The organism is Streptomyces sp. NPDC012474 (genome assembly GCF_042955185.1).
Lineage (GTDB): Bacteria > Actinomycetota > Actinomycetes > Streptomycetales > Streptomycetaceae > Streptomyces > Streptomyces cahuitamycinicus.
The window spans coordinates 257,567-283,094 of sequence record NZ_JBIBEP010000008.1 but is presented as its reverse complement, the minus strand read 5'-3'; the positions used below and the strand labels follow the sequence as shown (position 1 = coordinate 283,094).

Here is a 25,528-nt window from a genome sequence, read left to right as displayed (position 1 = left end):
ACCGGCACACTGCGTAGTCAACCGTGTGCGGCATGCGATGGAGTACCGCTCATGCCCCGCCCGACAGCAGGTGCGCCACCCTGCGGGCCGTGGCCGCGTCGCGGGCGGCGGTGAAGGGCAGGTCGTTGCCGCCCGCGATGCGGAACGGCTCGCCCGCGAGCGTCAGGTGGGTGCCACCGGCTTCCTCGACCAGCAGCAGACCGGCCGCGTGATCCCAGGCGGCTTCCCAGGAGAAGGCCACCGCGTCCGACTCGCCGCGGGCGATGGCGAGATACTCCAGCCCGGCCGAGCCGCACGGGCGCGGTGCCACGCCGTCGGTGCGCAGACCGAGCAGGGCGTGCTTCTCCTCGTCCGTCGTGTAGTCGGGGTGGGAGGTGGCCACGCGCAGGTCCCGGCCGGGCTCCGGCACTCCGGCGAACAGCCGCTCCCCGTCGAGGTAGGCGCCCTTGCCGCGCTGGGCGGTGGCGAGCCGGTCGCGGGCGGGCGCGTACGTCCAGGACGCGATCAGGGTGCCGCGGTGGGCCAGCGCGACCAGGGTGCAGAAGCCGGCCTCACCGCGGACGAACTGACGCGTCCCGTCGACCGGGTCGACGATCCAGACCGGGGCGTCGCCGCGTATCGCCTCGTAGGACGCCGGGTTGGCGTGGACCGCCTCCTCGCCGACCACGACCGAGCCGGGCAGCAGGGCGGCCAGGGCCTCGGTCAGACAGAGCTCGGCCTTGCGGTCGGCGTCGGTGACCAGGTCGTGCGGGCCGCTCTTCTGGTCGACCTCGTGCGCGGCGAGCTGGCGCCAGCGCGGCATGATCTCGGTGGCGGCCGCCTTGCGGATCGCCTCTTCGACGTCGGGGGCGTGCTCCGCGAGAAACTCTTCGATGGTTTCGTTGCTGTCGTTCACCCCTCCATGACAACACGTGCCACTGACAGTGCCCGCCCGCCGGGTGTACTCCGTGCGGCATCGCGATGAACAGCGTTCCGCCGGTTCACCGGCCCACCGCGTACCCCTGCATCCCGCGCGGGTTCGCCGCGGCCGACAGGACGCCCGTCTCCGGGTCCCGCGCGACCGCGCACAGCCGGCCCTCCGACCAGGGCCCGCCCACGGTCACGTCGTGGCCGCGGCGCCGCAGCTCTGCGATGACGGCCGGGTCGGTGCGGGACTCCACGGTGACGCTGCCCGGGCGCATGCCGCGCGGGTAGAAGGAGCCGGGGAAGCTGTCGTTGTGCCAGTTCGGCGCGTCGATCGCGCCCTGGAGGTCGGGGCCGCCCCGCACGGGGGCGCGCAGCGCGACCGCGAGGAAGAAGTGCAGCTGCCACTGGTCCTGCTGGTCCCCGCCGGGCGTGCCGAACGCCATGACGGGCACGCCGTCGCGCAGGGCGATCGAGGGCGTCAGGGTGGTGCGGGGCCGGCGACCGGGGCTGAGGGAGCCCGGCAGGCCCTCCTCCAGCCAGGTCATCTGGAGCCGGGTGCCGAGCGGGAAGCCGAGTTCGGGCACGACGGGGTTGGACTGGAGCCAGCCGCCGCTGGGGGTGGCCGAGACCAGGTTGCCCCAGCGGTCGACGATGTCGAGGTGGCAGGTGTCGCCGCGGGTGGTGCCGTCGGCGAGGACCTCCGGTTCGCCCGGCACGGGGGACGCCGGGCTCTTGGCGACGGTCGGTTCGCCCGCCCCCAGGGCGTCGAAGCCCTCCTGGGCGGCGGCGGCCACGCGCGCGTGCGCGCTGAGCCGCGGGGTGCGTCCGCCGGGACTGCCCGGCCGCAGATCGTTCTCGGCCGGCTCGCCGACGAGGGCGCGGCGGGCCGTGTTGTACGCGTCGGACAGCAGGTCGTCGAGCGGTACGTCGGCTGCGTCCCCGTACCAGGCCTCCCGGTCGGCCATGGCGAGCTTGCAGTTCTCGACCAGGAGGTGGACGTAGTCGGCCGAACCGTACGGGGGCAGTTCGGGCGGGAGCAGGGCGAGTTGCTGGAGGAGGACGGGGCCCTGGCTCCAGGGGCCCGGCTTGCACACGGTCCAGCCGTTCCAGTCGTACGCCACCGGCGTCTCGTAGGTCGCGGACCAGGCGGCGAGGTCGGCGGCCGTGAGGGTGCCGGCGTGCCGTTCCCCGCTGGTGTCCCTGGTCGGACGACCGGCCTGGCGGACCAGGGCGTCGGCGATGAACCCGCCGCGCCACACCTGCCGGGCGGCCTCGATGCGCGCCTCCCTGTCGCCCGCGCCGGCGGTCTCGGCGAGCAGGCGCTTCCAGGTGGCGGCGAGTGCGGGGTTGGCGAAGAGCTCGCCGGGGCGCGGCGCCTTACCGCCGGGCAGGTAGACGTCCGCCGACGAGGTCCACTCCGTCCCGAACAGCTCGCGCACGGTCTCGACGGTCTCGCCGACCCGCTCCACGGGCGCGTGGCCGTGCTCGGCGTAGCCGATGGCGTACTTCAGGACGTCGTCGAGGGACTGCGTGCCGTGGTCGCGCAGCAGCAGCATCCACGCGTCGAACGCGCCCGGTACGGCGGCGGCGAGCGGCCCGGTGCCGGGCACCAGGTCCAGGCCGAGACCCCGGTAGTGCGCGACGGTTGCCCCGGCCGGTGCGACGCCCTGGCCGCACAGCACCCGTACCTCGCCGCCGGCCGGGGCGAGCAGGATCGGCACCTCGCCGGCCGGGCCGTTGAGGTGCGGCTCGACGACGTGCAGGACGAAGGCGCCCGCCACGGCCGCGTCGTAGGCGTTGCCGCCGTTCTCCAGGACGGCCATCGCGGACTGCGAGGCGAGCCAGTGGGTCGAGGAGACCATGCCGAAGGTGCCGCTCAGGGTGGGGCGAGTCGTGAACTGCATTTTTGACCTCGATGTCTGTGTTGATGCACCAGCGGAAGGACCAGCGGGCAGACGCACGTCACCGATCGACGCAGCCGCTCTTCATCAGGTCGCATGATCCCCGGGCAGGCACCGGTATGTACCGGATGCACGGGCTGCCTCCGCGAAGCGGACATCGCATCTGCACCTGCTCTCGATGCTCCATCGTTCCCGCGTCGCCGCCTGACGCGACGCGTGTGCACGATGGCCCCAGGGGTTCGTGCCGATGTGACCAGGGCGCTCGACGCGAAGGTCATACCACCGCTCCTCACCCCCCTGCGAAGGCCCCATGGCTCCACGCACATCGCGCTGCTAGCGTTGACGAAACCGCCCCGGAGGGGCAGTGCGCCGGAGTTCGCTGACGGGGCGGGCGCAGCCAGGGGACGGTCTTCGGGACACGGCCATGGGGGGCTGGGACATGGATGCCGGCGCACTGGCTGGGGTTCACGGAATCCGCAACTACGGGTACCTGCGGGACGCAGCCGGCGACCTGCCGACCGCTGTCAGCGCCATCGAGGCAGATTGGGCGAAGTGGATCGCACGGGGGCTGCGTAAGGGGGCCGGTGTCCCCTCGCAGGAGCCGTGTCCGGTGGCGTATTACGCGGACTGCCTCTTTCGCGGCGAGCGCATGGGGGCCGGGGGATCGCCCCCGCTGACGCCGTTCGCGCAGCGGTTGCTCGCCCAGTGGATCGAGGAAGTCCGGTCGGCTGAGGGGGAATCGCCGCCTGCGCCGCTGGTGAGTCAAGGGCGCCTCACATCCGTGCTGCGCTCGATGACCGAGTGGTTCACGGAACGGTACGGGCAGCGGGCGCTGCGCATCGTCACCGCGACGGTGAGCGAACTGGCATCCTACTTCGACCCGGCGTTTCCCGAGGGACGGGAACAGGCGCAGGAGCGGGTGGCCGCCGTGCTGCGCGAACACCGGCCGAGGGTGCTTCTGGCTCATTCCCTCGGCAGTGTGGTGGCTTATGAGGCACTGAGCCGTGATCCTGATCTCCAACTGGAGTTGCTCGTAACACTGGGTAGTCCGCTGGCCATGCGGACGGTCGTGTTCGACCGACTGCTCCCCCCTGTGCAGGGGCGTGGAGCCAGGCCGTCCGGCGTCGCCGCGTGGGTCAACGTCGCCGACCGCGGCGATCCGGTGGCAGTACCGAGGGGCGGCGTTTCGCAGCGATTCTCCGGTGTGGTGAGGGACCATGCCGTCAGCATTCACCTAGTGGATCCGCACAGGGCGAAGAGTTATCTGCACTGTGGGGAGCTGGTCGGGGAGATCGCAAGGTTCGTCGGCCGTCGGGGCGTGTAGAGAGGTGCTGGAGCGCATAGACGCGCTCCCCTGCTCCCACCAGCACGATGCCTTCACCGTTCGGCACGACGGCGAAGATCGGTTGGTCGAATTCGATTTCGTCAACACACCGGCTTGACTCGAGGTCCCAGACACGCAGGACACCGTCGGTGCCACCGGACAAGGCAACAGCTCGGCCGGACAGACGTGTGGCCACGACGATGGTGACCGCACCCTGATGGCCATCCGCAGTGATCACGTCACCGATTCTGAGGTGTCCGTCCGTACCGGCGTGGACGGTGATCAGAGTGTCACCTACGAATGAGCTGCTCAGACGCAGGTCAGCAGGCCGTTGGTTCGGCTCCTCCCACGGGATGCGAGTGGCGTGCGCTCCCGAGGACGGGTCCCAGAGACGACAGCGGCGAGGTGACCGAAGCAGGGCGACAGCGACGCCGCCCAGGGCGACGGATTCGATTCCTGTGACGGGCGCACCGTCACCGGGAAGGGGCTCACAGACTTGCCGGCCGGTCAGCGGGTTCACCGCGTAGCAGGTGCCTTCATCGTCGGCGTAGAGGGCGATGTTCGCCTTGCCGGTCGGCCCCTGCTCCACGGCGAGGGTTCCTACACCGGTGACTTTCGGCACTGCGGCGGAAGGTGCGGGGGCGGGCTGGTCTTCCTGACTGGTGAGGACGGCGTGGTGTACACCCTGCTGCCCGAAGTCCTGGAGCCGGGTGCGCTGGTTGAGGTTCCACAGTGTGGTCGAGTCGCCGCAGACCAGGCAGCACAGATCACCGTCGGAGCTGTGGTGCAGCGCCACAGCCCGGATCGGGTCACCGTCCACCCGGATCGGCTCGCCCACTCGTCGAAACGTGGAGAGATCCCACACGGCGAGGGTGCCGTCTTGACTGCCGATGACGGCAACGCAGAGATCCCCCATGCGTCCCAGAGCGATGGCGTTCACCGCGGCACGATTCGTAGGCAGGACGCGCTTTCGCGTGTGACTCTGCATGTCCCACACGATCGTGGTCCCGTCGGCCTGGCCCGCCAGAAGCACCAGGCGCCCGGCGGAATGCCCCACGGCGAGGCTGCAGACCGGGGACTCGGTTGCCCACTGTCGCAGCGAGGGTGCGTCGGGACCGCCGCAGAACCAGCTCCACAGCCTCCCGCCACCGGACGTACAGACCACTGCCGTCAAGGTGCCGTGTCCGACAGCGGCGAGGGTCGTGGGTGGTGCGTCAGGGACCGTCACCACCGGGCCCACCTGCGTGCCGGACTGCAGGTCGTATGCCGTCACCTCACCGGCGCTGGTCGCGCTGATGACGAGTGATCCTCCCGCCTGGTGCGTGGCGGCGAGGGCGGTGACGGCGTTCCCGTGCGTTGCCCACGTGACCGTCCGCCCCTTGCGGTCGGCAACTGCTATCTGCCCCTGCGACGTTCCGATGATCAGCACGCTGCGGCCGTCACTGCGCGCGAAGGCGAGTGCCCTTGGTGTCGCCGTGGTCAGGGCTTCCGCCTCGGGTGGTTCCCAGTTCCAGGATTGCAGGTCGCCGCGTGCGGTGAGGACCGCCACCGCAGGAGCACCGGTGGCGGATGAGCTCGTCTCACGACCCGCTGCCCACAAGGGAAGCCAGGGCAATGGCGGTTCACCGGGCAGTGTCGCGACCTGATGTGCGATCCCGGGCTCGTTCTGTTCGACGGCCGACAGGGCCAGAGCCATCCGCCGATCGAGGGAGTGCGGTGCCGTGAGCCATCGGCTCACCACGTGCCGTACCGGTCCTTCGAGGAACGGCCCGTAGTCCCTCGGGTCGGCATACAGCAGGTATCCCGGATCTCCGACGACGTCCGCCGCTGCGCCACAGTCGTCCGCGTGGGTGAGGACGTGTCGCAGGACGTACGGCTCGGCGGCGGACCAATGACGGCGGCCTACGGGCCCGAGACCGTCGAGGAGGGAGCGGAGTACCGGTGTGGACTGTTCTTCGCGGCGCAAACAGCGGGTGAGTTCGCGGTGGAAGAGCCGGTAGACGGGAACGTTGTCCCTGTCGATGGAGCGGCACAGGAAGGTGTACCCGGTGGTGAGGGCGTCCTGGACGTCTGCGAGTGACGGCGCTGTCGCGGGCGCCAGGGCAGCGACCGCTCGCTGGATCACGGAGGCCGGCATGCCCTCGCCGTGGGCGTGGGCGAGGGCCGTCAGGACCAGTTGCAGCCAGGGATGCGCAGTCGGGCCGGCCAGGTGGAGTTCAAGCACCTGGGACAGGGTGCGCGGCGCGTCCCTGCCCCACTGTTCGGCGGCGTCGTTTCCCAGGTGCGGGTCGAACAGGGCGGTGAAGTGGCGTGTGTAGAGGCCTGCCACCAGGAACTCGCCCCACCCGCTGCCCCGGTGGGCGACGAGAGTCTCGGCCAGGGCGCCTGCGAAAGCTCCGCTCATCTGATGGCGGCCGCGCAGTGCGGGGACGGCACGCAGGAGTCCGCTCACGTAAGCATGCAGGTCTGCGAGAAGAACGGCCGGTGCGACGGCGTCGAGATCGAAGCAGCACCCGGCCGAGGAGGCTCGGGCATGCAGTACCGCGGTCTCCTCGTAGGCCCTGGTGGCGATGAGGAGCCGGACAGCAGCGGACCCGTCGGGGCGCTTCAGAGCCATGAGGCGGGTCAGCCAGGCGATGGTGGCCCGGATGTCCGCAGCCTCGTCGAGTGCGTCGAGAACCACGGTCGGCGGCTGGGGAAGCCGCAGCTTCTGGAGAGTGGCCTGGAGCTCCTCGGGGCCGAGCGCCCCCAGCGCGAGCTGGACGCCGAGCGACGAGGTGATAGCGGTGAGGCTGCGATCGCGGGCATGGATGACCACGAGATGCGGCACGGGAGCCGGTGCAGCCACTGCGGTGGCCCAGATGCGGCGCGTGAGCTGGTGCAAACGAGGATGCGCGGCGCACACCAGCACACCGAGGAGCGCGGACTTGCCGGCGCCGGGGCTGCCGGTGACGAGGGCGATCGGCGACGGGTCCTCGCCATCGAGCCAACGCGAGATGCGGCGAAGCTCATGGGCCCGGCCCGTGAAGCCTCCGGCGCTCTGAGCCGAGCCGTGCCACCCTCCCAGGCCGGTTGCGGAGTCGACGAAGTGCCTCAGGTCCTGTCCGTTCCCCACCTCGTCGATGAGGGCTTCAAGAGCCGGCGGCGCGACGGCCGTCCGGCTGGACGCACTCGTACGGGTCTTGTCAGGTCTGGGTTCTTCGCCTGTGTGGGAGGGATTGAGGAAGAGGGGAAGCACCACGTGCTCCGCGCTGACCTCCACGCGGCTGACCGTGACGTACTGGCGGTAGACACGGTGGGCGTCTGCCAAGGTCACGACAGTACGGCGAACCGCGTCTGCCACGGTGCCGAGCGGAATGTAGGGCAAGTGGGGCGCCACGGCCAGGCGGTGTTCCGCTATGTCACGCAGAACAGTGGTGAGTGCCGTGGTGAAGTGGCCGTTGAAAGCGTCCTGGTCGGGTTCACAGGCCGCGATTACCCAGCCTTTGCGACCGGTGCGATCGTAGCGGGACTGCCATGGCAGTTGGGTGACCGTGCCCGAGCTGCAGAGGTCGAGCGTGAACAGCACCGTCGGCCGGTTCTCGACGTGCTGCAGTCCCGTCAGCCATCCGCCGATCTCCGTGCTCTCGTGCGGTACGGCGTCGGACCCCAGTGCGTAAAGGGCCTGGTCCCTGGCTTCGCCATGGGTCAGCAGGTGCACCAGGAGGACGGTGTCGGCGTCGGCGGACTCCAAGGTTTCCTTCACCAGCCGACCCAAGTGGGCCGCGGTCATGCTTCGTTGCGTGACCTGGGAGACGGAGAAGCCGAAATCCTCACGCAGGACAGCGGCGAGACCCGCGATCGCGTCGTGAGCGAAATGCAGGTCACCCAGGACTTCTTGATCCTCAGACAAGAAGCCGGATATGCCGATCAGCAGCGCCCGTCGATGCTGTGTCGTCATGTTCACACGCGTGCCGACGACATCCGGCGGAGCAACCGTCGAGCTCGGTCGGCGTGCGCCGGCGGCAGGGGCTGGGGGGAAGCGACAGCCGCGCGCAGGGCGATGCGGGCCCGTTCGGTGTCTCCTTCACGCAGCCGGGCTTCGGCGACCCGCCACTGGGTTCTGCCCCTGTGCGGAACGAGAAGAAGGGCCTCCTCCAATTCCGCCTCGCCCTCTGCGGTACGGCCGAGAGCGATGAGACTGACTCCCCTGGCCGACTTCAGATCGGCACGCCGGTGCACCTCGTCGTGGACACAGGCTCGCAAGCGGTCCAAATCGGCGAGCGCGAGACGCGGCCGGCCGAGGTCGGCGTGGATCTGCCCTCGCGCGAACAACGCGGCTGGGTTCTCCGAGTCGACGGCCAGCGCCCGGTTGAGGTGGGCCAGAGCATCCGCCTCATGCCCCGCGGACCACAAGGAATAGCCGAGACCGCTCAACAGCGTCGGGTCGTCGGGGAGAACGCTCAGTCCCTCGTGCATCACGGCGATGGCTTCCTCAAATTCACCTGCCGTGAAGAACACCTCGGCAAGCGACCGGTAAACACGCGCCGCTGACGACAGGTCCCCCAGAATAGTGAACATCGATAACGCTTGGCGGTAGTGCCCGACGGCCATATGCCAGTCTCCCGCGCAGCGGGCCACTGCGCCGCGGAGAGCCAGGGCGTCCGCAACACCCCATTCATCGTTCACTTCGCGGTAGCGGTCAATGGCATCCGCAGCGCGCTGCATTGCCGATGCCAGATCTCCCGCGCAATACGCTCTCTCTGCCGCCGTCCGCAGTTGATCGGAAGTAACTGACGCATCAGCGGGGCACTCCCCCGGCGATGGCACCACTTCCTTGTACGGCATCAACAAGTCGAACCACGGTGCGAATTCAATATGCGTCGGCCCTCTGGTGCCGGAGCTCTCCCCGATGCAGCTCGAGGTGCATCGGGTCGAGCCGCAGCTCGGCCTCGCGTCCATCGGCGCCTCACTCATGGCCGCCTCCACGCAGGTGGCCGCCTGAATCGCGCCGAATGCCCGACCAGGCATGGATCAACAAGTGTCTCCCTTGGTAACTCACCCTGTCAATCAAAAGCGACCGCCTCCCCACCTCGCCATCCGCTATGCGAACGCCATGTACAAGCCCTCGCCACAAATCACGCCATGACCGCACTGTGGCCGTGAATCGCAATGCCGACGCACAACATACCGGCCGGAACCCCACAGGGCCCGGGGTTCGCAGGAACACATCCCGTTTCACGGTTAACACCCCAACGAGTGAGTCAAGCCGAAACGTTGACGCCGCGGATGAAGGTGGGCGCAGGCAGCTTCATGCAGACCTGAAAGCACGTACCATGGACAGTCGGCTCACGGCGTGCGACGTCCCCCCGACAAGAGCCTCACCTTCCGGAACGCACGATCGATAAACGACCAAGGAGCGGCTTCGTGGAAGCCTTCGCGCGCAGTCTGATCTTTGGCGACGAGATTCCCGCCCGGAACCCACACTTCACCGGCCGGGGGGAGGAGCTGCGGATACTGCGTCAGCGGTTGACGACATCCGCCGTCGAAGTCTTGAGCCAGCCCCCTCAGGCAGTGTTCGGCCTCGGGGGCATCGGCAAGACGGAGATCGCCGTCGAGTACGCGCACCGGTTCGCCAAGGAGTACGACCTCGTGTGGTGGGTGCGGTCCGAACATGAAGACCGCATGCGCGACGCGTTCCTGAAGCTGGGGAAACGGCTGGGACTGGTCTCGCCCGACGGGCAGCGCGACAAGTCGATCTGGACGGTGATGGACGCACTGCGCAGCGGTCCCTACGACCGGTGGCTGCTCATCTTCGACAACGCGACGCAGCCGGAGGTCGTCAAACGCTACCTGCCCGGTGGCCGACCGCACGGTCACGTCATCATCACGTCGCGCGAGCAGCAGTGGCGTCGCCACACCAAGGCCGAGGGCATCGAGGTCACACAATTCTCCGAAGAAGAAACCGTCGACTTTCTCCGCAGGAGGGTTCCCGACCTGGCAGTGCTCGATGAGCAAGGAAATCCGCTCACCTCGGAGTCCGAACGAAGCCGCCACGTCGATGCCGTACGCCTGGCACGTGCGCTGGACAATCTCCCCATCGCCGCGGAACATGCCGCTGCCTATCTGGCCGAGACCGGAAGCTCGGTCAACGACTATCTGGGCATGTTCGAAGATGACCCGCATGAGCTGCTCAGCGAGCATGTCGACATGGACTACCCCCATGTCGTAGCCACCACATGGAGCATCTCCAGCCGTCAACTCGGCTCGGACGCCACCGAACTCTTCAACCTGTGTGCGTTCTTCTCCCCGGAGCCGATGGCGGAAGAACTGTTCCTCACCGGCGGCAGGAACGTGCGTGCGCCAGAGACCCTCGCCGAAGTACTGGCTGACACCCGGCGTTTCCGGCAAGCCGCACGACGGCTGCACCGTTACTCACTCGCGAAGACGGACGGCAAGCGCAATGTCCTGACCGTGCACCGGGTGGTACAACGCGTCACCCGCGGGCAGATCGCCGTCGAACGCCCTGAGGACTGCGACGCATATCGCACAGCGGTACACATCCTCCTCGCGTCCACCAATCCGCGGAACCCGGATCGAGAGAGCAACGACGCTCAATACGAACGATCCCTGCAGCACCTCATCCCCGCAGGGGCTCTGAACAGCGACCATTCCGACCTGCGCCAGCTCGTCGTCGACCAGGTTCGCCGCCTGCACCTGCGAGGTGGACACGAGGAATCTCTCCGGCTCGGCGAGGCAGCGCTCAAGGTCTGGCGCGACACATCAGGACGTGACGACGAACGTGTCCTCCAGCTCGCCGTCGAAGTCGGAATCGCCATGCGCCTGGCAGGGCGGTCCAAAGAGGCGCGAGAACTCAACCAGGAAACGCTTGAGCTGCTGACCGGGAAGTTCGGCGAGGACCACGAAGTCACTCTCATCTGCGCCAACAGCTACGGTGGCGACCTGCGCACACTCGGGAAATTCGAGGAGGCACTCGAACTTGACCGCAAGCTGTTGCCTCTGTTCGAACATGTCTTCCTCCCACACCATCCCCGGACCCTCAACGTCCGCAACAACCTGGGTGCCGACTACAGGCGACTGGGACAGTTCCGCGACGCACTGCGGCAGGACGAACTGGCCTACACCGAGCGGGAGCGTGCCCTCGGACCCACCAACCTGCGCACCCTCACCTCCAAGGACTCGATCTCACACGACCTTCGGGGCTGCGGCCAGTATGATCTGGCCCTCGACGTGGCCCGCGACGTCATTGCCGCCCTCGAACTGCGCACGGGCCCCGAGACCCTGGACTCGCTCAACGCACAGAAGAGTTTCGCGGTCGCGCTGCGCAAAGCCGGCCATTACGAAGACGCTCTCCAGGCAAGCGAGACAGCAGTCCGCCGATACGTCGATTTCCTGGGCGAGGAGCACCGCTACACCCTGCGGGCCAATATCAACCGGATCAATGACCTGAGGGTCACCGACCGGCTCCGCGAGGCCGAGAAGCTGGGACGCTCGGCACTTGCGCTGTGCCCCAAGCTCGACATCCCGAAGAGTGACATCACTTGGGCCACCATGGTGAACCTCGCCTTGGTCCTCAGGCGTAACAGCCCCGAAGAGGCACGCGCATTGGACACCACCGCGGTGCAGGGACTGTGCGAAGTCTTCGGCCCGGAGCATCCCTTCACCTTGCAGGCCACGGCAAACCTGGCCAGCGACCTCGCAGCCGTCGGAGAAACGGCCGGCGCGCTCGACCTGAGCCGCCATTGTTACGAGGTCAGCAGCCGCGTCTTGGGTGAGAAACACCCGGACACCCTCGCGATGGGCGCCAACTTCAGCCTGGACCTGCGAGCCACAGGCAACGCCCAGCAAGCGGAAGATCTGCGAGTCGACATCCTCCGGCGCTACGAGGAAGTCCTCTCCATGGAACATCCGGTTACCCGGATCGCACAGCAGCGCGGGCGCATCAGCATCGACATCGAGCCCTACTGAACAGTCCTGCCCAGGTCCGCCGACACCCGACTCGATATCGACGTGATCAGGTGCAGCAGATCCGGGCAGTAGACCGAGGGATTCAGGAAGCCGCCTTCATGGTCGTATCGGTGCGTGAACAGTCCGCCCCCGCACACCCGCAGGACCGCGCACTCCCGGCAGACTGTCGGCAATGAGTCGACGCCGCCCTGTCGAAGCCTGGTGAGAGGATGCGACAAGGCAGCGTCGAACGCGTTGGTCGACACCTGCAGGTCAAGATCCGCGGCCCCCGCATGAGCAGCCGCAAGAGAGTCGAGTTGCTTGATCGATCCGTCCGTCTCCACGACCACCACCGTCGACGGGCGCAGACCCAACCCCTCGACGGCAGGAGTTCCTCCCAGGACGGCCTGAGTGATCTCCCCGAACATCCGCACCCAGGTCTCCGCTTCGTCGTACCACCGGTCGAAGATCGCGAGCAGCCAGTCGGCGTACGGCGTGCCGCTCGCGCCTCTGCCGCGCCCCGGGGGCGGCTGCAACCACGTGCCATGGGGGAGAAGGAAGTCGACTGCAGGTGGCGCGTGCTCGAGCAGCGCCTCGTATGTCGGGAGCGGAGGACTGTTGAGGTCGATGGTGCAGAGCAGACCGGCGAAGGTTCCTCGGAACCGCTCTTCGCTGAGCAAGCGAAGGGCCCGCTCGACATGGCGATGACTACCCTCGCCACTGGCAAAGCGACGATGCCGATCGGAAGCCCCCGCGTCACCGTCCAGACTCACACCGATCTTCACATCGAGACCGGCCAGAACCTCGAGACACTCCTCTGTGAGCAGGGTCCCGTTGGTCTGCATACTCACGTTCACCTGGGCGGGGACGGTTTCGCGCAGACGCTGGATCAGCACAGTGATAAAGCCTGTCCCGGCCAGCAAGGGTTCGCCACCGTGCAGAATCAGGGAGAGCGACAGCAGACGATGGGTTTCGGCGTGCTCAGCGATCCGCTCGACCACCTGATGCATGGTGGTCAGGCTCATGCGGTGCGGCTGCTGCCTCCATGACTGATCATTCATTTGGTAGACGTAGCAGTAGTCACACGCCAGGTTGCAGCGACTGTGGACTTTCAGAACGAACTGCCGAAAGGGAGTTATCGTCATCGCAGCCTCTCCGTTGCCTCGACGTCGGCCAGCCATCCCGCGAGTTCGATCGGATCGACGCGGCTCCCATCGATGGCATGAATGGCCGAATGAAGGGCGAGGACCAGGGGAAGCCGACGACGCAGGAAAGCGGCGGCCGCGTCAGGTAGGCGGTCGACGGCGGCCACAGCCAGACCCGACCAGACCTCCGGCTCGACATCACCCCGGCAAATCTCTGCCCGGTAGGCTGCGGTCGCGGAACGCATGTCATCACGAAGCAGCGCGACATCCGCCGCGCTGAGGCGCAGTGCTCCCCGACCGTCCGGTCCGCCTTCCTCCAGCAACTCCCGGAAACGCTCGGGATCGGCATAGCGCATAGTCAGCAGACTTCCCCTCGCATGAGCGGGCCTGTGATGGACGGGCCGGACCCGGTACGGCACGACAGCGCACGTGGCCGACTCTGGGATCCTCCCGGTGTTCCACGCCTCGACCAGCCGAGCAACCGGCTCGGGATCCACTGATACGTGACGCGCCTCCCACGTCGTCCGATGCTCGTAGGAGGCAGCACGGGCAAGGCGACGCGCGAGGTCGGGGACATCGTCACGCTGCCACCCACGCAGTTGCAGCTCTGCGACTTCGACGAAGCGCCGCCCCTCTGCCGTCAGCCGACCGGACGCGAGGAGGTCGTGGAGTACTTGCAGAGTCTCCGCACAGCGCCGGTAGAACTCGGCATGCCCCCGCAGCGCCTGATCAGGCCGCATGTGCCAGCGCTGCACCCGCCAGAATCGAGTGACGCCGAGATAGGCGTAGGCGCCCTGCAGCAGTCCGCGCGCAGGACGGGGATCTTCCCGCCAGGGCGCGTAGGACAGTGCTCCGCCTCCAGCCATCACCAGCGGGAAAAGATCGAGCACAGCACACAGTTTCAGGTGCTGAAACTCGTGAACCAACGTCTCGGCGAAGGTCAGGTCGTCCCCGGCCAACGACGTGGCGATGGCGCCGAATACCGCGGGCGACGTGGCAGCCACAGTCGACCCTGCCATATCGGATCGAAGAGGAACGATGGCCTGAACAGAGGTGGACATGGCTTGTGCCGTGTCCGGGTGGCGCTGGGCAAGAATACGCCAGGCGCCGGCAACCCTTTCGGACCACTTGCGTAGATCCCGCGCACTCAATTCTTCTACTCGCTGATGTCGATAGCGATCCAAGTATGGTGTGGTGTCATCGAGATCCACCGACAGCGACAGCTTGCCGTCCCGGGTTCGTATCCTCACCGATGCGGGCTGGGGTAACGTCGCGAGCGCCCCGCCTGTACCGATATCCAGACGGCCCTTGTGTCGTCGGAGCCGGACCTCCCCCTGCACCGGTACCGGTAGCGCTCTGAAGCCGGGCAGCACCAGCCGCTTGTCCGGCAAGACCAATGGCAGATCGAAATCCGTCCCGCCCCAGATGCCGCCGGTGGCTGCGAAGGTTCCTGCCCGGGAAAGATTCACCCTCAGGGCAGGACTCGCTTGGTGCGCCTGAGTCACGCTTCTCAGACAGTCGACAGCCCAGGCCCCCAACTGCGGCATGCGAAAAAGCCGGCCGAAGACATCAGGGGCCTCCTGCTGAACACGCCCCAGTATCTCCCATACGCCAGCCAATTCCAGTTCGGCGTAAACTCTGGGAAAGCATCGGGCCGCCTCAGCGAGGACGCCATGGAAGAGCAGCAGGTGCTTGCTGAGTTCCGCCTCACACAGACGCTCCATTATTGCCGCGTCGTCGACGTTTCGGGCAAGCCGCTCCAGGTCCGCTCGTCGCAGTCCGTGAGTGCGAACACCCAGAGTCTCGATCATATGTTTGCATTGAACGAGTAGAGCGGCTCTTGCTCGTCCTCGAGTCTCTCCAGCAACATTCGCACCGACGCCCGCAGTCCCGCTGACGGCAGTGCGTCGATCTGCGACAGCTGTAAATCAGCCAGTTCGGGAAGATGGGACTTGAGAACTTCCTCCGACCGCTCCATGAGTCGCCCCCCACGATTGATGCGGCGCGACTCCGCCGCGGTAGACGCCAGACCTGACTCCCAACTTCTCTACCCCGGCGGAGGCAAGACCACAATTGTAGCCGCCAAGTCCCGCCGAGAGGCAGGCGCGAGGTATTCGCCTGGGCTCAGCCGTAACCGAGACGGAACCAGCAGCACCGGACTACGAGGACTTACTCACAGACCGCCGCTCGGCGCGGGCGTGTGACCGCCTGCGGCAGACACGCAGACCGCCCCTGCCCGTGGCGGAGGTAACGACCGCCCCGGCATCGGCCAGTCGCCACGGGCGCTCAGCCATCGATCGCGGCCGCACTGCTCCAGTTCGGAACCGGTCAGATCCGGCGATGTGAACTCACGGCCTCCGCCCTGTTCTCAATCCACCACCGGCCCGACCTCTCGCTGTCGTTGCCGACGGAATCCTCGCGTCGACATGGCTGCGCAAATCACCCACTCGCCGTTCAATCCACCGAAACCACCGACCGTGGCGGTGAGACCCCGTCACCGCGCAGCCACGGAGCGAGTTCGCACTTCCGCACCACAGTTACTCATGTGACACTGTCGTCCCGTCCGCCGTGCGGACCCGCTCCGCACCTTCCGTCCCCCCACGAGAAGGGCTCCGTGCGTTCCCTACCTCTCCCCCTGGCCCTGACCGCACGTCTGTCCCCGGTGGTCGTGCTCGCCGCCGCGGGCTGGGCGCTGTCGTCCGGTCCGCTCGCGGCGCCGCAGGCCGCCGAGCACAAGCCGGCCGAAGAGAAGACCGAGACACAGTCCGCGTCCGCCCCGTCGACGTCGACGGTGTCGAAGGCGTACTCGGCCGCGCCCGCCCCGTGCGAGAGCGTCGCCAAGAAGACGATCGGGTCGCTGGTGCCGGGCGCCAAGACGGCCGGCAAGGAGATCCCGTCCACGGACTCGGAGCTGCGCCGCACCTGCTCGTGGAACGCGCTCAAGGGATACGACTACCGCTGGCTCGACGTCTCCTACGAGGTCATGGAGTCGGACGAGGCCGCGCGTAAGGCGTACGAGGAGCACACGGAGAAGAAGAGCGGCGGCGGGGCCGTGCCCGGTCTGGGAGACAGCGCCTACTCCGTCGTGAACCTCACGACCGAGGACAAGCAGGAGACCCGCGAGGGCGTCGTGATCGCCCGCGCCTCCAACGCGCTGGTGATGATCACCTACAACGGCAGCGACTTCGAGTCCAAGAAGGCGCCCAGCACGGACACGATCAACAAGGGTGCCATCAAGGCCGCGAAGGAGGCCGTGGCCGCGCTGGGGAGCGACAAGGACTGAACGCCCTCCGGCGCGCCGGCCTTCCTCAGACGGTGCTGCGGCCCCGCGTGGCCATCAGCACCAGGTACAGCACCATCGACGTGCCCAGGCCCACCGCCCAGCCGTAGTCGGCCAGATCGGCGAGTGCCGGGATGGGACGGCCGTCGATCAGCGGCTTGAAGCTCGCGCCGCCGACGGCGAGGACACCGCCGACCGCGAAGGCGACGACGGCCCGCCAGTTCCAGCCGCCCTCGTACCAGTAGCGGCCGCCCGGGCGGTACAGGTCGGCGAGGTCGAGCCGGGAGCGGCGCAGGATCCAGTAGTCGGCGATGAGGATGCCCGCGACGGTGCCGAGCAGGCCGCCGACCAGGCCGAGCCAGGTGAAGATGTAGCCCTGCGGGTCGGAGTACAGCTTCCACGGGAAGATCAGCACACCGATGACGCAGGTGGCGAGGGCGCCGGCCCGGAAACTGATCCGGCGGGGCGCGATGTTGGAGAAGTCGAACGCCGGCGAGACCAGGTTGGCCGCGACGTTGACGGAGAGGGTCGCCACCAGGACGGTGACCAGCGCGAAGAGCAGGCCGACCGTGCTGTCGGTCTTGGCGGCGAGCTGCACCGGGTCCCAGATGGCCTCGCCGTAGACGGCCTGGGAGCCCGAGGTGACCATCACCGACAGGAACGCGAAGAGGGTCATGGTGGTCGGCAGGCCGAGCGCCTGGCCCCGGGTCTGCGCCTTCTGGCTCCTGCCGTAGCGGGTGAAGTCTGGGATGTTCAGCGACAGCGTGGACCAGAAGCCGATCATGCCCATGAGAGCGGGGGCGAACAGCTTCCAGAAGTCGGCGCCCCAGCCGAGCTTGGAGGGCTGGTCGAACAGCGGGCCGAAACCGCCCGCCTTGTCGCTCATCCACCACAGCATCACGAACGCGCCGACGAGCACGAAGGGCGCCGCCCAGTTCTCGAAACGGCGGATCGTCTCCATGCCCCGGTAGATGATGACGACCTGCAGCGCCCAGAAGATCGCGAACGACAGCCACATCGTCCAGGCGTAGCCGCCGACCTTCGCCGTGTCCGTCCAGCCGGTGCCGATGAGCTTGCCGGCCAGGAAGTAGATCGCCTCGCCGCCGATCCAGGTCTGGATGCCGAACCAGCCGCATGCCACCAACGCCCGTACGACGGCGGGCAGGTTGGCGCCGCGGATGCCGAAGGAGGCCCGGGCGAAGACCGGGAAGGGTATGCCGTACTTGGGTCCGGCGTGCCCGGTGAGCAGCATCGGTATCAGCACGATCACGTTGGCCAGGGCGATGGTGAGCACCGCCTGCTTCCAGTCCATGCCGACGGCGATGAGCCCGGACGCCAGGGTCCAGGAGGCCGTGTTGTGGGCCATGCCGACCCACAGCGCGGAGAAGTTGTACGTGGTCCAGGTGCGCTTCTCGACGGGGACCGGCAGCAGGTCCTCGTTGGCGTAGGGGCCGGTCGGTGCCGGGGCGCCCGGGGCGATCTCCACCCGGCCGTCGGCGAGGGTGACTTGAGTGGGCGGCGGTGGGGTCGTGGGAGCGGTATCGGTCATGGGCCGGGCCAATCAGGGGAGGTGGGACGGGAAAGGCCGTGCGGTGACGCCGATGGGGGTGCGCTCCGAATACGCCGGGGAGCGTCCTGGGCCCCCTTCCCGAGCCGCTGGGAAGGGGGAGTTCACAGGGGGTGCGAAGGCGGAGGTCAGCCGTTGACGGCCGGGATCACCCGCGATCCGTAGGCCTCGATCACGGCCTCCTGCGCGTCGTGCATGTCGTAGACGGCGAACTGGTCCACACCGAGCGCGCGCAGCGCGTCCAGCTTCTCGATGTGCTTCTCGACCGGGCCGATCAGGCAGAACCGGTCGACGATCTCGTCGGGCACGAACTGGGTGTCCGGGTTGCCGGTGCGGCCGTGGTGGGAGTAGTCGTAGCCCTCGCGGGCCTTGATGTACTCGGTGAGTTCGTCGGGGACGGCGGCCGAGTGCTCCCCGTACTTGGAGACCAGGTCGGCCACGTGGTTGCCTACCATGCCGCCGAACCAGCGGCACTGCTCGCGCGCGTGGGCGAGCGCCTCGGGCGAGTCGTCCTCGGTGACGTAGGCCGGGGCGGCCACGCAGACGGTCACCTCGGCAGGGTCCCGTCCGGCGGCGGCAGCCGCGTCCTTCACGGCCTTGACCATGTACTCGGTGAGATAGAGGTCGGCCAGCTGGAGGATGAACCCGTCCGCCTCCTCGCCGGTCATCTTCAGGGCCTTGGGGCCGTACGCGGCCATCCACACGGGCAGTTCGGCGCCCTGCTTGATCCAGGGGAACCGGACGACGGTGCCGCCGCCGAGGTCGGCCTCCCGTCCGCTGCCGAGGTCCCGGATGACCTTCATGGCCTCGCTGATCCGGGCCAGGGTGTTGGGCTTGCGGCCGGCCACGCGCATCGCGGAGTCGCCACGGCCGATGCCGCAGACCGTGCGGTTGCCGAACATGTCGTTGAGGGTGGCGAAGGTGGAGGCGGTGACCTCCCAGGTGCGGGTGCCGGGGTTGGTCACCATCGGCCCGACCTTCAGGGTCGTGGTGTTGGCGAGGATCTGGCTGTAGATCACGAACGGTTCCTGCCACAGCACGGCGGAGTCGAAGGTCCAGCCGTACGTGAAGCCGTTCCGTTCCGCCCGCTTCATCAGGCTGATCACCCGTGAGGCCGGCGGGTCTGCCTGCAGGACGAGTCCGAAGTCCATCTGCGCCACTCCTAGTTGAGGTACTGACAGGTGGAACGCGGGGTGAACACGCCGTGCCCGGCGTGGCCGGTGTACTCCCGCTCGGTGATGACGGGTTCGCCGCGCGAGAGGACCGTCTCGACCCGGCCGGTGGTGCGCTTGCCCTCGTACGCGGAGTAGTCGACGTTCATGTGATGCGTCTGGGCCGACATGACCTGCTCGGCGTGCGGGTCGTAGATGACGACGTCGGCGTCGGCGCCCGGCGCGATGGTGCCCTTCTTCGGGTACAGGCCGAACATGCGGGCCGGGGACGCGCAGGCGATCTCGATCCAGCGGCGGCGCGAGATGTGCCCGTCGAGGACCGCCTGGTGCAGGAGGTCCATACGGTTCTCCACGCCCGGCAGCCCGTTGGGGATCTTGGAGAAGTCACCGCGGCCGAGGTCCTTCTGGCCGGTGAAGCAGAAGGGGCAGTGGTCGGTGGAGACGACCTGGAGGTCGTTCGTGCGCAGGCCGCGCCAGAGTGCCGCCTGGTGTTCGCGGGGCCTGAGCGGGGTGCTGCACACGTACTTCGCGCCCTCGAAGTCCGGCTCGGCGAGGTTGTCGGTGGACAGGAACAGGTACTGCGGGCAGGTCTCGCCGAAGACGGGCAATCCCTCGTCGCGGGCCCGGGCCAGCTCGGCGACCGCCTCCGTCGCCGAGACGTGCACGACGTACAGGGGCGCGCCGGCCACCTGCGCGAGCTTGATGGCGCGGTGGGTGGCCTCGGCCTCCAGCAGGGCCTTGCGGACCTCGCCGTGGTAACGCGGGTCGGTCTCGCCCCGGGCCAGGGCCTGTTCGACCAGGACGTCGATCGCGATGCCGTTCTCGGCGTGCATCATGATCAGGCCGCCGTTCTCGGCGGAGCGCTGCATGGCACGCAGGATCTGGCCGTCGTCGCTGTAGAAGACGCCCGGGTAGGCCATGAACTGCTTGAAGGAGGTGACGCCCTCCTCGACCAGGTGGTCCATCTCCTTGAGGGTGTGCTCGTTGACGTCGGAGACGATCATGTGGAAGCCGTAGTCGACGGCGCAGTTGCCGTCGGCCTTGGCGTGCCAGGCGTCGAGTCCCTCGCGCAGGCTGTGGCCGACGCTCTGCACGGCGAAGTCGATGATCGTCGTCGTGCCGCCCCAGGCGGCGGCCCGGGTGCCGGTCTCGAAGGTGTCGGAGGCGAAGGTGCCGCCGAAGGGCAGCTCCATGTGGGTGTGGGCGTCGACGCCGCCGGGGATGACGTACTTTCCTTTGGCGTCGATGACCCGTTCGGCGGTGAAGGCCTCTGCTGCGGGGGTGCTGGAGGTTGCGAGGGCGGCGATTCGGCCGTCCTCGATCAGGACGTCGGCGTGGGTCTCGTCGGATGCGGTGATGACGAGGCCGCCGCGGATGACGGTTCGGGTGCTCATGGTGTGTCGCTCCTCGCCGTGTGAAGGTGCGGGCTGTGTGTGGCTGGTCCGCGCAGTTCCCCGCGCCCCTGTCGGGCCGCCTACGGTGCCGTCAGTGGCCCGTACGCCCCCGGTGCCCGGTCCCGGTAGAACTGCCAGCGGTCGCGGACCTCGCGGAGTCTGGCCATGTCCAGGTCGCGGACGACCAGCTCGGGCTCCTTGTCGCTCGCGACCTCGCCGACGAACTGGGCCTCCGGGTCCACGAAGTAGGAGGTGCCGTAGAAGTCGTTGTCGCCGTACTCCTCGACCCCGACCCGGTTGATCGCGCCGACGAAGTACTCGTTGGCCACGGCCGCCGCCGGCTGCTCCAGCTGCCAGAGGTAGCCGGACAGGCCCCGGGAGGTGGCCGACGGGTTGAAGACGATCTCGGCACCCGCGAGGCCCAGGGCGCGCCAGCCCTCCGGGAAGTGGCGGTCGTAGCAGATGTAGACCCCGACCTTGCCGACGGCCGTGTCGAAGACGGGCCAGCCGGAGTTGCCCGGGCGGAAGTAGAACTTCTCCCAGAAGCCCCTGACCTGGGGGATGTGCGTCTTGCGGTACTTGCCGAGGTAGGAGCCGTCCGCGTCGATCACGGCGGCGGTGTTGTAGAGGACGCCGGGCTGCTCCTCCTCGTACATCGGCAGCACCAGGACGATGCCGAGTTCCTTCGCGAGTGCCTGGAAGCGCCGGACGATCGGGCCTTCGGGGATCTGCTCGGCGTACTCGTAGAACGCCGGGTCCTGGACCTGGCAGAAGTACGGTCCGTAGAACAGCTCCTGGAAGCAGAGGACTTGGGCGCCCTGCGCGGCGGCGTCGCGGGCCGCCTGCTCGTGGACCCGGATCATCGATTCCTTGTCGCCGGTCCAGGCGGTCTGGAAGACGGCGGCACGGATCACTTGGCTCATCGGGACCTCCGGTCGCTCGGTGTGCCGTGAGCCTAGGAACTCGCGGGGTCGTCGTTGAGTTGCACCGTGTCACGTCAAAGGGCGTGCGGCGTGCCACCGTGTCACTCTGCCCTGGACCCATGTTTCACCGCCGTTTCCCAGGTGATCCCGTGGTCTCACTGCTGTTGCGCGTCGTGCGCGAGGAGTGCGATGTGCACCGAGGCGGCCTGCTCGAAGTCGTCCAGGTCCACCCCGAGGCGGACCTGTATGGCCTCCAGGCGGCGGTACAGGGCCGGCCGGGAGACGTGGTGGAGCTGTGCGGTGCGGGACTTGTTGCGGCCGCTGGCGAGGTAGGTGCGCAGAACCGACAGCAGGTCCTCGTCGGTCTCGCGCAGCATCCCGTCCAGCTCGCGCTCCGCGAAGGACTGCACGTGCGGGTCGTCGCGCAGCAGCCGGATCAGGCCCCGCAGGTGGACGTCCTTCAGGCGTACGACCGGCGGGAGGTCCAGCACGGCTGAGGAGTCGGCGACGGCGTCCGCGACGTGCCGGGCCTCGCGCAGCCCGGTGGGTACGTCGTCCCAGGAGGCGCGGGCTTCGGCAGCGGCGACGACGGTGTGGCCCGGGCCGGTCTCGGTCCGCAGCCGGGTCGCGAAGTGCGTGGCGAGGGCGCCCGCGTCCTGGTCCCGGGGCAGACTGAGCAGCACGGCGGTCGCCCCGTCGGCCAGTTCGGCGACCAGGCCGGGCATGCCCAGCAGCCGCAGGAGGCGTTCGAGCCGGGCGGGGTCGCCGTCACGGACGACCAGCGGCACGAAGGTGCGCCGGTTGACCGGAAGCCCGGCCGCGCGGGCCCGGGGCAGCAGCTGCCGTGCCGGTACGACGCCGCTGACCAGGTCGGTCAGCAGGCTCTGCGCGGACTGTTCCTCCCAGGAGCAGGCGGCGCCGCCGGCGAGCATGCGGTGCAGGACGAGGGCCTCGGCGGCGCGGTCGGCCAGCAGCCGTCCGGTGGCGGTGTCGCCCCGGTAGCCGCACAGCACGATCCGTCCCCACCGCTCCCCGCGTCCGCCCAGTTCGGCCCGGATCCAGCCGTCGCCCTCGACGCCGCCGGCCTGCCGGGCGATGCGCTCCCAGTCGCGCAGCACGTCGTCCACCGCGGGCCGCTCCCCCGCTGTGACGAGGACACGATGGGCCAGGTTGGTGACGACGACCGGGCAGGCGCTGTGCCGGGCGACCTCGTCGAGCAGGCGTTGCAGCGGGGCGCCGGCGGTGATGAGGGCGGTGAGTTCGGTGCGGACGGCCTCGGAGAGGCTGACGGCGGCGAACTTGCGCCGCACGAGCCGTGACTGGACCTCCTCGGTCAGTTCGGCGAAGGGGAAGGGCCGGTGCAGGACGACCATCGGCAGCCCGCACCGCTCGGCGGCCCGGCGCATCACGTCCGGCGCCGCGGGGAAGGCGCGGCCGAGCCCGAGGACGATGGCGGCGGCCTCCGCGCGGTGCAGCGACCGGACGTACTCGGCCTGCTTGTCCTCGTCGCCGGCGAGCAGCACTCCGGTGGTGAGGACCATCTCGCCGCCGGTGAGCATCACTCCGACGTCGGCGGCCTCGGCGACGTGCACCCAGCGCACCGCCCGGTCGAGATGGCTCGCGCCGGCCACCACCTCGGGCTCCCCGGCGAGCACCCGCTCCAGGGTGAGGACCTGCCTGACCGACAGGGCGGGCTCCAGGGAATCCAGGGTGATGGTCATGGTGGCGGGCCCCTTGCTCAGTGCACTGCTACGGGATGCTCCGCAGAGCGTTCTCGAGGATCGCGGCGCCTTCCTCGGCCTCCGCGACGTTGAGGGACAGCGGCGGGGCGACGCGCAGCGAACTGGTGTTGTGCCCGCCGCCCTTGCCGATCAGCAGGCCGCCCTCGCGGGCCGCCTCCAGGACGGCCGCGGCGGTCTGCGGATCGGCCTCGTCGGTCCCCGGCCTGGTGATCTCGATGCCGATCATCAGCCCCCGGCCGCGTACCTCCCGTACGGCCGGAACGTGCGCGGCGACCGCACGCAGCCGTTCGATGAGCAGACCGCCGACGCGCCGGGCGTTGCCCTGGAGGTCGTGCTCCAGCAGGTAGTTGAGGTTGGCGAGACCCGCCGCCATGGTGATCTGGGTGCCGCCGAAGGTGGAGATGCTGTTGGAGTCCAGGCAGTTCATGATCTCGGAGCGGGCGACGACCCCGCCGATGGACATGCCGTTGCCGATGCCCTTGGCGAAGGTCATGATGTCGGGCGGCCCGTTCCGGCCGTGGGCCTGCCAGCCCCAGAAGTGCTCGCCGGTGCGGCCCCAGCCGGTCTGCACCTCGTCGGCGATCCACAGGATGCCGCGCTCGTGCAGCACCTCGCGGAAGGCGGCGTACAGCCCGTCCGGCGGTGCGGTGAAGCCGCCGACGCCCTGGACGGGTTCGGCGATCAGCGCGGCGGGCGGGCGGGTGTGGCCAAGCAGGTCCTTCAGGTCGTCGACGCACGCCGCGATGAAATCGTCGTCGCTGAGCGAGGCGAAGGGGCCGCGGGTGCGCACGCCGCCGTGTACGTACAGCGTCTGGAGCGGGGAGAGCGAGGTCGGGGACCAGCCGCTGTTGCCGGTGATGCCGACGGCGCTGAAGGAGCGGCCGTGGTAGCTGTTGCGCATCGCGAGGAGGGTGTTGCTGCGCCGGTACGCCGTGGCCAGCAGCAGGGCGGTGTCGTTGGCCTCGGTGCCGGAGGTGGTGAAGAAGACGCGGGCGTCCGGGATGCCGCTCAACGCCGCGATGCGCTCGGCGAGTTCGACCATCGGGCGGTTGAGGTACAGGGTGGAGGAGTGGACGATCCGCCCGGCCTGCTCGCTCACCGCCTTGGTCACCTCGGGCAGCGCGTGCGCCGTCATGGTGGTGAGGATGCCGCCGAAGAAGTCGAGGTACCGGTTGCCCTGCGCGTCCCAGACGTGGCGGCCCTCCCCGTGGGTGATCTCCAGGGGCTCCTCGTAGTAGAGGGCGAGCCAGTCCGGGAGCACGGCCCGGTGGCGGCCCAGGAGGTCGTTGGTCACGGCTGCACCAGCCCTTCGTAGGCGTCGGGACGGCGGTCGCGGTAGAAGGCCCACGTCTGCCGCACTTCTTCGATGAGGTCGATGTCCAGCTCCCGGATCACGAGCTCCTCCTGGCTGTCGCTGGCGACGTCCCCCACGAACTGCCCACGCGGGTCGACGAAGTAGCTCGTGCCGTAGAAGTCGTTGTCCCCGTACTCCTCCTGCCCGACGCGGTTGATCGCGGCGATGTAGTACCCGTTGGCGACGGCGGCCGCGGGCTGCTCCAGCCGCCACAGGTGGGACGACAGGCTGCGGTGGGTGGCCGAGGGGTTGTAGACCAGTTGGGCCCCGGCCAGGCCGAGCTGCCGCCAGCCCTCCGGGAAGTGGCGGTCGTAGCAGATGTAGACGCCGACCTTGCCGACGGCCGTGTCGAAGACGGGCCAGCCGAGGTTGCCGGGCTTGAAGTAGAACTTCTCGCGGAAGCCCTTGAGCTGCGGGATGTGGTGCTTGCGGTACTTGCCGAGGTAGGTGCCGTCGGCGTCGATCACGGCCGCGGTGTTGTAGTAGAAGCCGGGCTGCTCCGCCTCGAACACCGGCGCGACGATCACCATGCCGGTCTCGCGCGCGAGCGCCCGCATCCGCCGCACGGTCTGCCCGTCGGGGACGGGCTCGGCCCAGCGGTAGTGCTCCGGCTCCTCGACCTGACAGAAGTAGGGGCTGTTGAAGACCTCCTGGAAACCGATGATCTTCGCGCCCCGGCGGGCCGCCTCGCGGGCGTGCTCCTCGTGTTTCGCCACCATGGACTCGGTGTCGCCGGTCCAGGTGGCCTGGACCAGGGCGGCACGTACGACGTTGGCCATGAGCTGCTCCTTCGACGCGACGTCTGCGCCTCTACGCCCGTAGAAGCGGCCGTAGAGCCACGAACGTAAGCCTCTGGCACGGGGTTGCCAAGAC

The 25,528-nt window shown here is 68.6% G+C and carries 16 protein-coding genes; 3 read left to right on the top strand and 13 right to left on the bottom strand.

Annotation, left to right across the window (positions count from 1 at the left end):
• Window positions 1–49: 49 nt before the first annotated feature.
• Both ACFY9S_RS20080 and ACFY9S_RS20075 read right to left on the bottom strand, forming a co-directional pair.
• Complete coding sequence (locus ACFY9S_RS20080; protein ID WP_391130230.1) at window positions 50–895, bottom strand: inositol monophosphatase family protein; 846 nt, start codon at window positions 893–895, stop codon at window positions 50–52.
• Window positions 896–980: 85 nt separating this feature from the next.
• Window positions 981–2,810 carry a gamma-glutamyltransferase gene (locus ACFY9S_RS20075; RefSeq protein ID WP_391130227.1) on the bottom strand — a complete coding sequence of 610 codons (1,830 nt, stop codon included), beginning with the start codon at window positions 2,808–2,810 and terminating at the stop codon, window positions 981–983.
• Window positions 2,811–3,246: 436 nt separating this feature from the next.
• On the opposite strand from ACFY9S_RS20075, the gene ACFY9S_RS20070 reads away from it, so the two are divergent.
• A complete protein-coding gene (locus ACFY9S_RS20070; RefSeq protein ID WP_391130224.1) occupies window positions 3,247–4,131 on the top strand; it encodes a hypothetical protein in 885 nt (294 codons plus the stop codon).
• On the opposite strand, the gene ACFY9S_RS20065 is transcribed toward ACFY9S_RS20070, so the two are convergent.
• Both ACFY9S_RS20065 and ACFY9S_RS20060 read right to left on the bottom strand, forming a co-directional pair.
• On the bottom strand, window positions 4,031–8,071 hold the full coding sequence (locus ACFY9S_RS20065; protein ID WP_391130221.1) for a hypothetical protein: 4,041 nt from the start codon (window positions 8,069–8,071) through the stop codon (window positions 4,031–4,033). The two genes, ACFY9S_RS20070 and ACFY9S_RS20065, sit on opposite strands and share 101 nt — an antisense overlap.
• Before the next feature lie 2 nt (window positions 8,072–8,073).
• The gene (locus tag ACFY9S_RS20060) at window positions 8,074–8,838 is read right to left on the bottom strand and encodes a tetratricopeptide repeat protein (protein WP_391130218.1); all 765 of its coding nucleotides are present in this window, start codon (window positions 8,836–8,838) and stop codon (window positions 8,074–8,076) included.
• 699 nt (window positions 8,839–9,537) lie between these two features.
• Between ACFY9S_RS20060 and fxsT the strand changes: the two genes are divergently transcribed.
• Complete coding sequence (fxsT, locus tag ACFY9S_RS20055) at window positions 9,538–12,099, top strand: FxSxx-COOH system tetratricopeptide repeat protein (protein ID WP_391130216.1); 2,562 nt, start codon at window positions 9,538–9,540, stop codon at window positions 12,097–12,099.
• Here fxsT and ACFY9S_RS20050 read toward each other — a convergent pair.
• On the bottom strand, window positions 12,093–13,223 hold the full coding sequence (locus ACFY9S_RS20050) for an FxsB family cyclophane-forming radical SAM/SPASM peptide maturase (RefSeq protein ID WP_391130213.1): 1,131 nt from the start codon (window positions 13,221–13,223) through the stop codon (window positions 12,093–12,095). The genes fxsT and ACFY9S_RS20050 overlap by 7 nt on opposite strands.
• Window positions 13,220–15,034: an aKG-HExxH-type peptide beta-hydroxylase gene (locus tag ACFY9S_RS20045; RefSeq protein ID WP_391130210.1), complete on the bottom strand. Its 1,815-nt coding sequence runs from the start codon at window positions 15,032–15,034 to the stop codon at window positions 13,220–13,222. Before ACFY9S_RS20045 ends, ACFY9S_RS20050 begins: the two co-directional genes overlap by 4 nt.
• Before the next feature lie 803 nt (window positions 15,035–15,837).
• On the opposite strand from ACFY9S_RS20045, the gene ACFY9S_RS20040 reads away from it, so the two are divergent.
• The gene (locus ACFY9S_RS20040; protein WP_391130207.1) at window positions 15,838–16,506 is read left to right on the top strand and encodes a hypothetical protein; all 669 of its coding nucleotides are present in this window, start codon (window positions 15,838–15,840) and stop codon (window positions 16,504–16,506) included.
• 25 nt (window positions 16,507–16,531) lie between these two features.
• Here ACFY9S_RS20040 and ACFY9S_RS20035 read toward each other — a convergent pair whose 3' ends face one another.
• From ACFY9S_RS20035 to ACFY9S_RS20005, 7 genes are all read right to left on the bottom strand, one after another.
• Entirely contained in the window at window positions 16,532–18,052 is a 1,521-nt protein-coding gene (locus ACFY9S_RS20035) for an NCS1 family nucleobase:cation symporter (RefSeq protein ID WP_391130204.1), read from the bottom strand.
• A 146-nt stretch (window positions 18,053–18,198) separates the two neighbouring features.
• On the bottom strand, window positions 18,199–19,221 hold the full coding sequence (locus ACFY9S_RS20030) for a TIGR03842 family LLM class F420-dependent oxidoreductase (RefSeq protein WP_391130201.1): 1,023 nt from the start codon (window positions 19,219–19,221) through the stop codon (window positions 18,199–18,201).
• A gap of 11 nt (window positions 19,222–19,232) precedes the next feature.
• Window positions 19,233–20,636 (bottom strand): dihydropyrimidinase, encoded by a 1,404-nt coding sequence (hydA, locus tag ACFY9S_RS20025; protein ID WP_391130198.1) that lies wholly within the window; start codon window positions 20,634–20,636, stop codon window positions 19,233–19,235.
• Between the two features lie 80 nt (window positions 20,637–20,716).
• Window positions 20,717–21,559, bottom strand: a complete 843-nt coding sequence (locus tag ACFY9S_RS20020) for a nitrilase-related carbon-nitrogen hydrolase (RefSeq protein WP_391130195.1) — start codon at window positions 21,557–21,559, stop codon at window positions 20,717–20,719.
• A 155-nt stretch (window positions 21,560–21,714) separates the two neighbouring features.
• Window positions 21,715–23,280, bottom strand: a complete 1,566-nt coding sequence (locus ACFY9S_RS20015; RefSeq protein WP_391130192.1) for a PucR family transcriptional regulator ligand-binding domain-containing protein — start codon at window positions 23,278–23,280, stop codon at window positions 21,715–21,717.
• A gap of 28 nt (window positions 23,281–23,308) precedes the next feature.
• Window positions 23,309–24,595, bottom strand: a complete 1,287-nt coding sequence (locus ACFY9S_RS20010) for an aminotransferase class III-fold pyridoxal phosphate-dependent enzyme (RefSeq protein ID WP_391130189.1) — start codon at window positions 24,593–24,595, stop codon at window positions 23,309–23,311.
• Window positions 24,592–25,434 (bottom strand): nitrilase-related carbon-nitrogen hydrolase, encoded by an 843-nt coding sequence (locus ACFY9S_RS20005; RefSeq protein ID WP_391130186.1) that lies wholly within the window; start codon window positions 25,432–25,434, stop codon window positions 24,592–24,594. Before ACFY9S_RS20005 ends, ACFY9S_RS20010 begins: the two co-directional genes overlap by 4 nt.
• Window positions 25,435–25,528 lie beyond the last annotated feature (94 nt).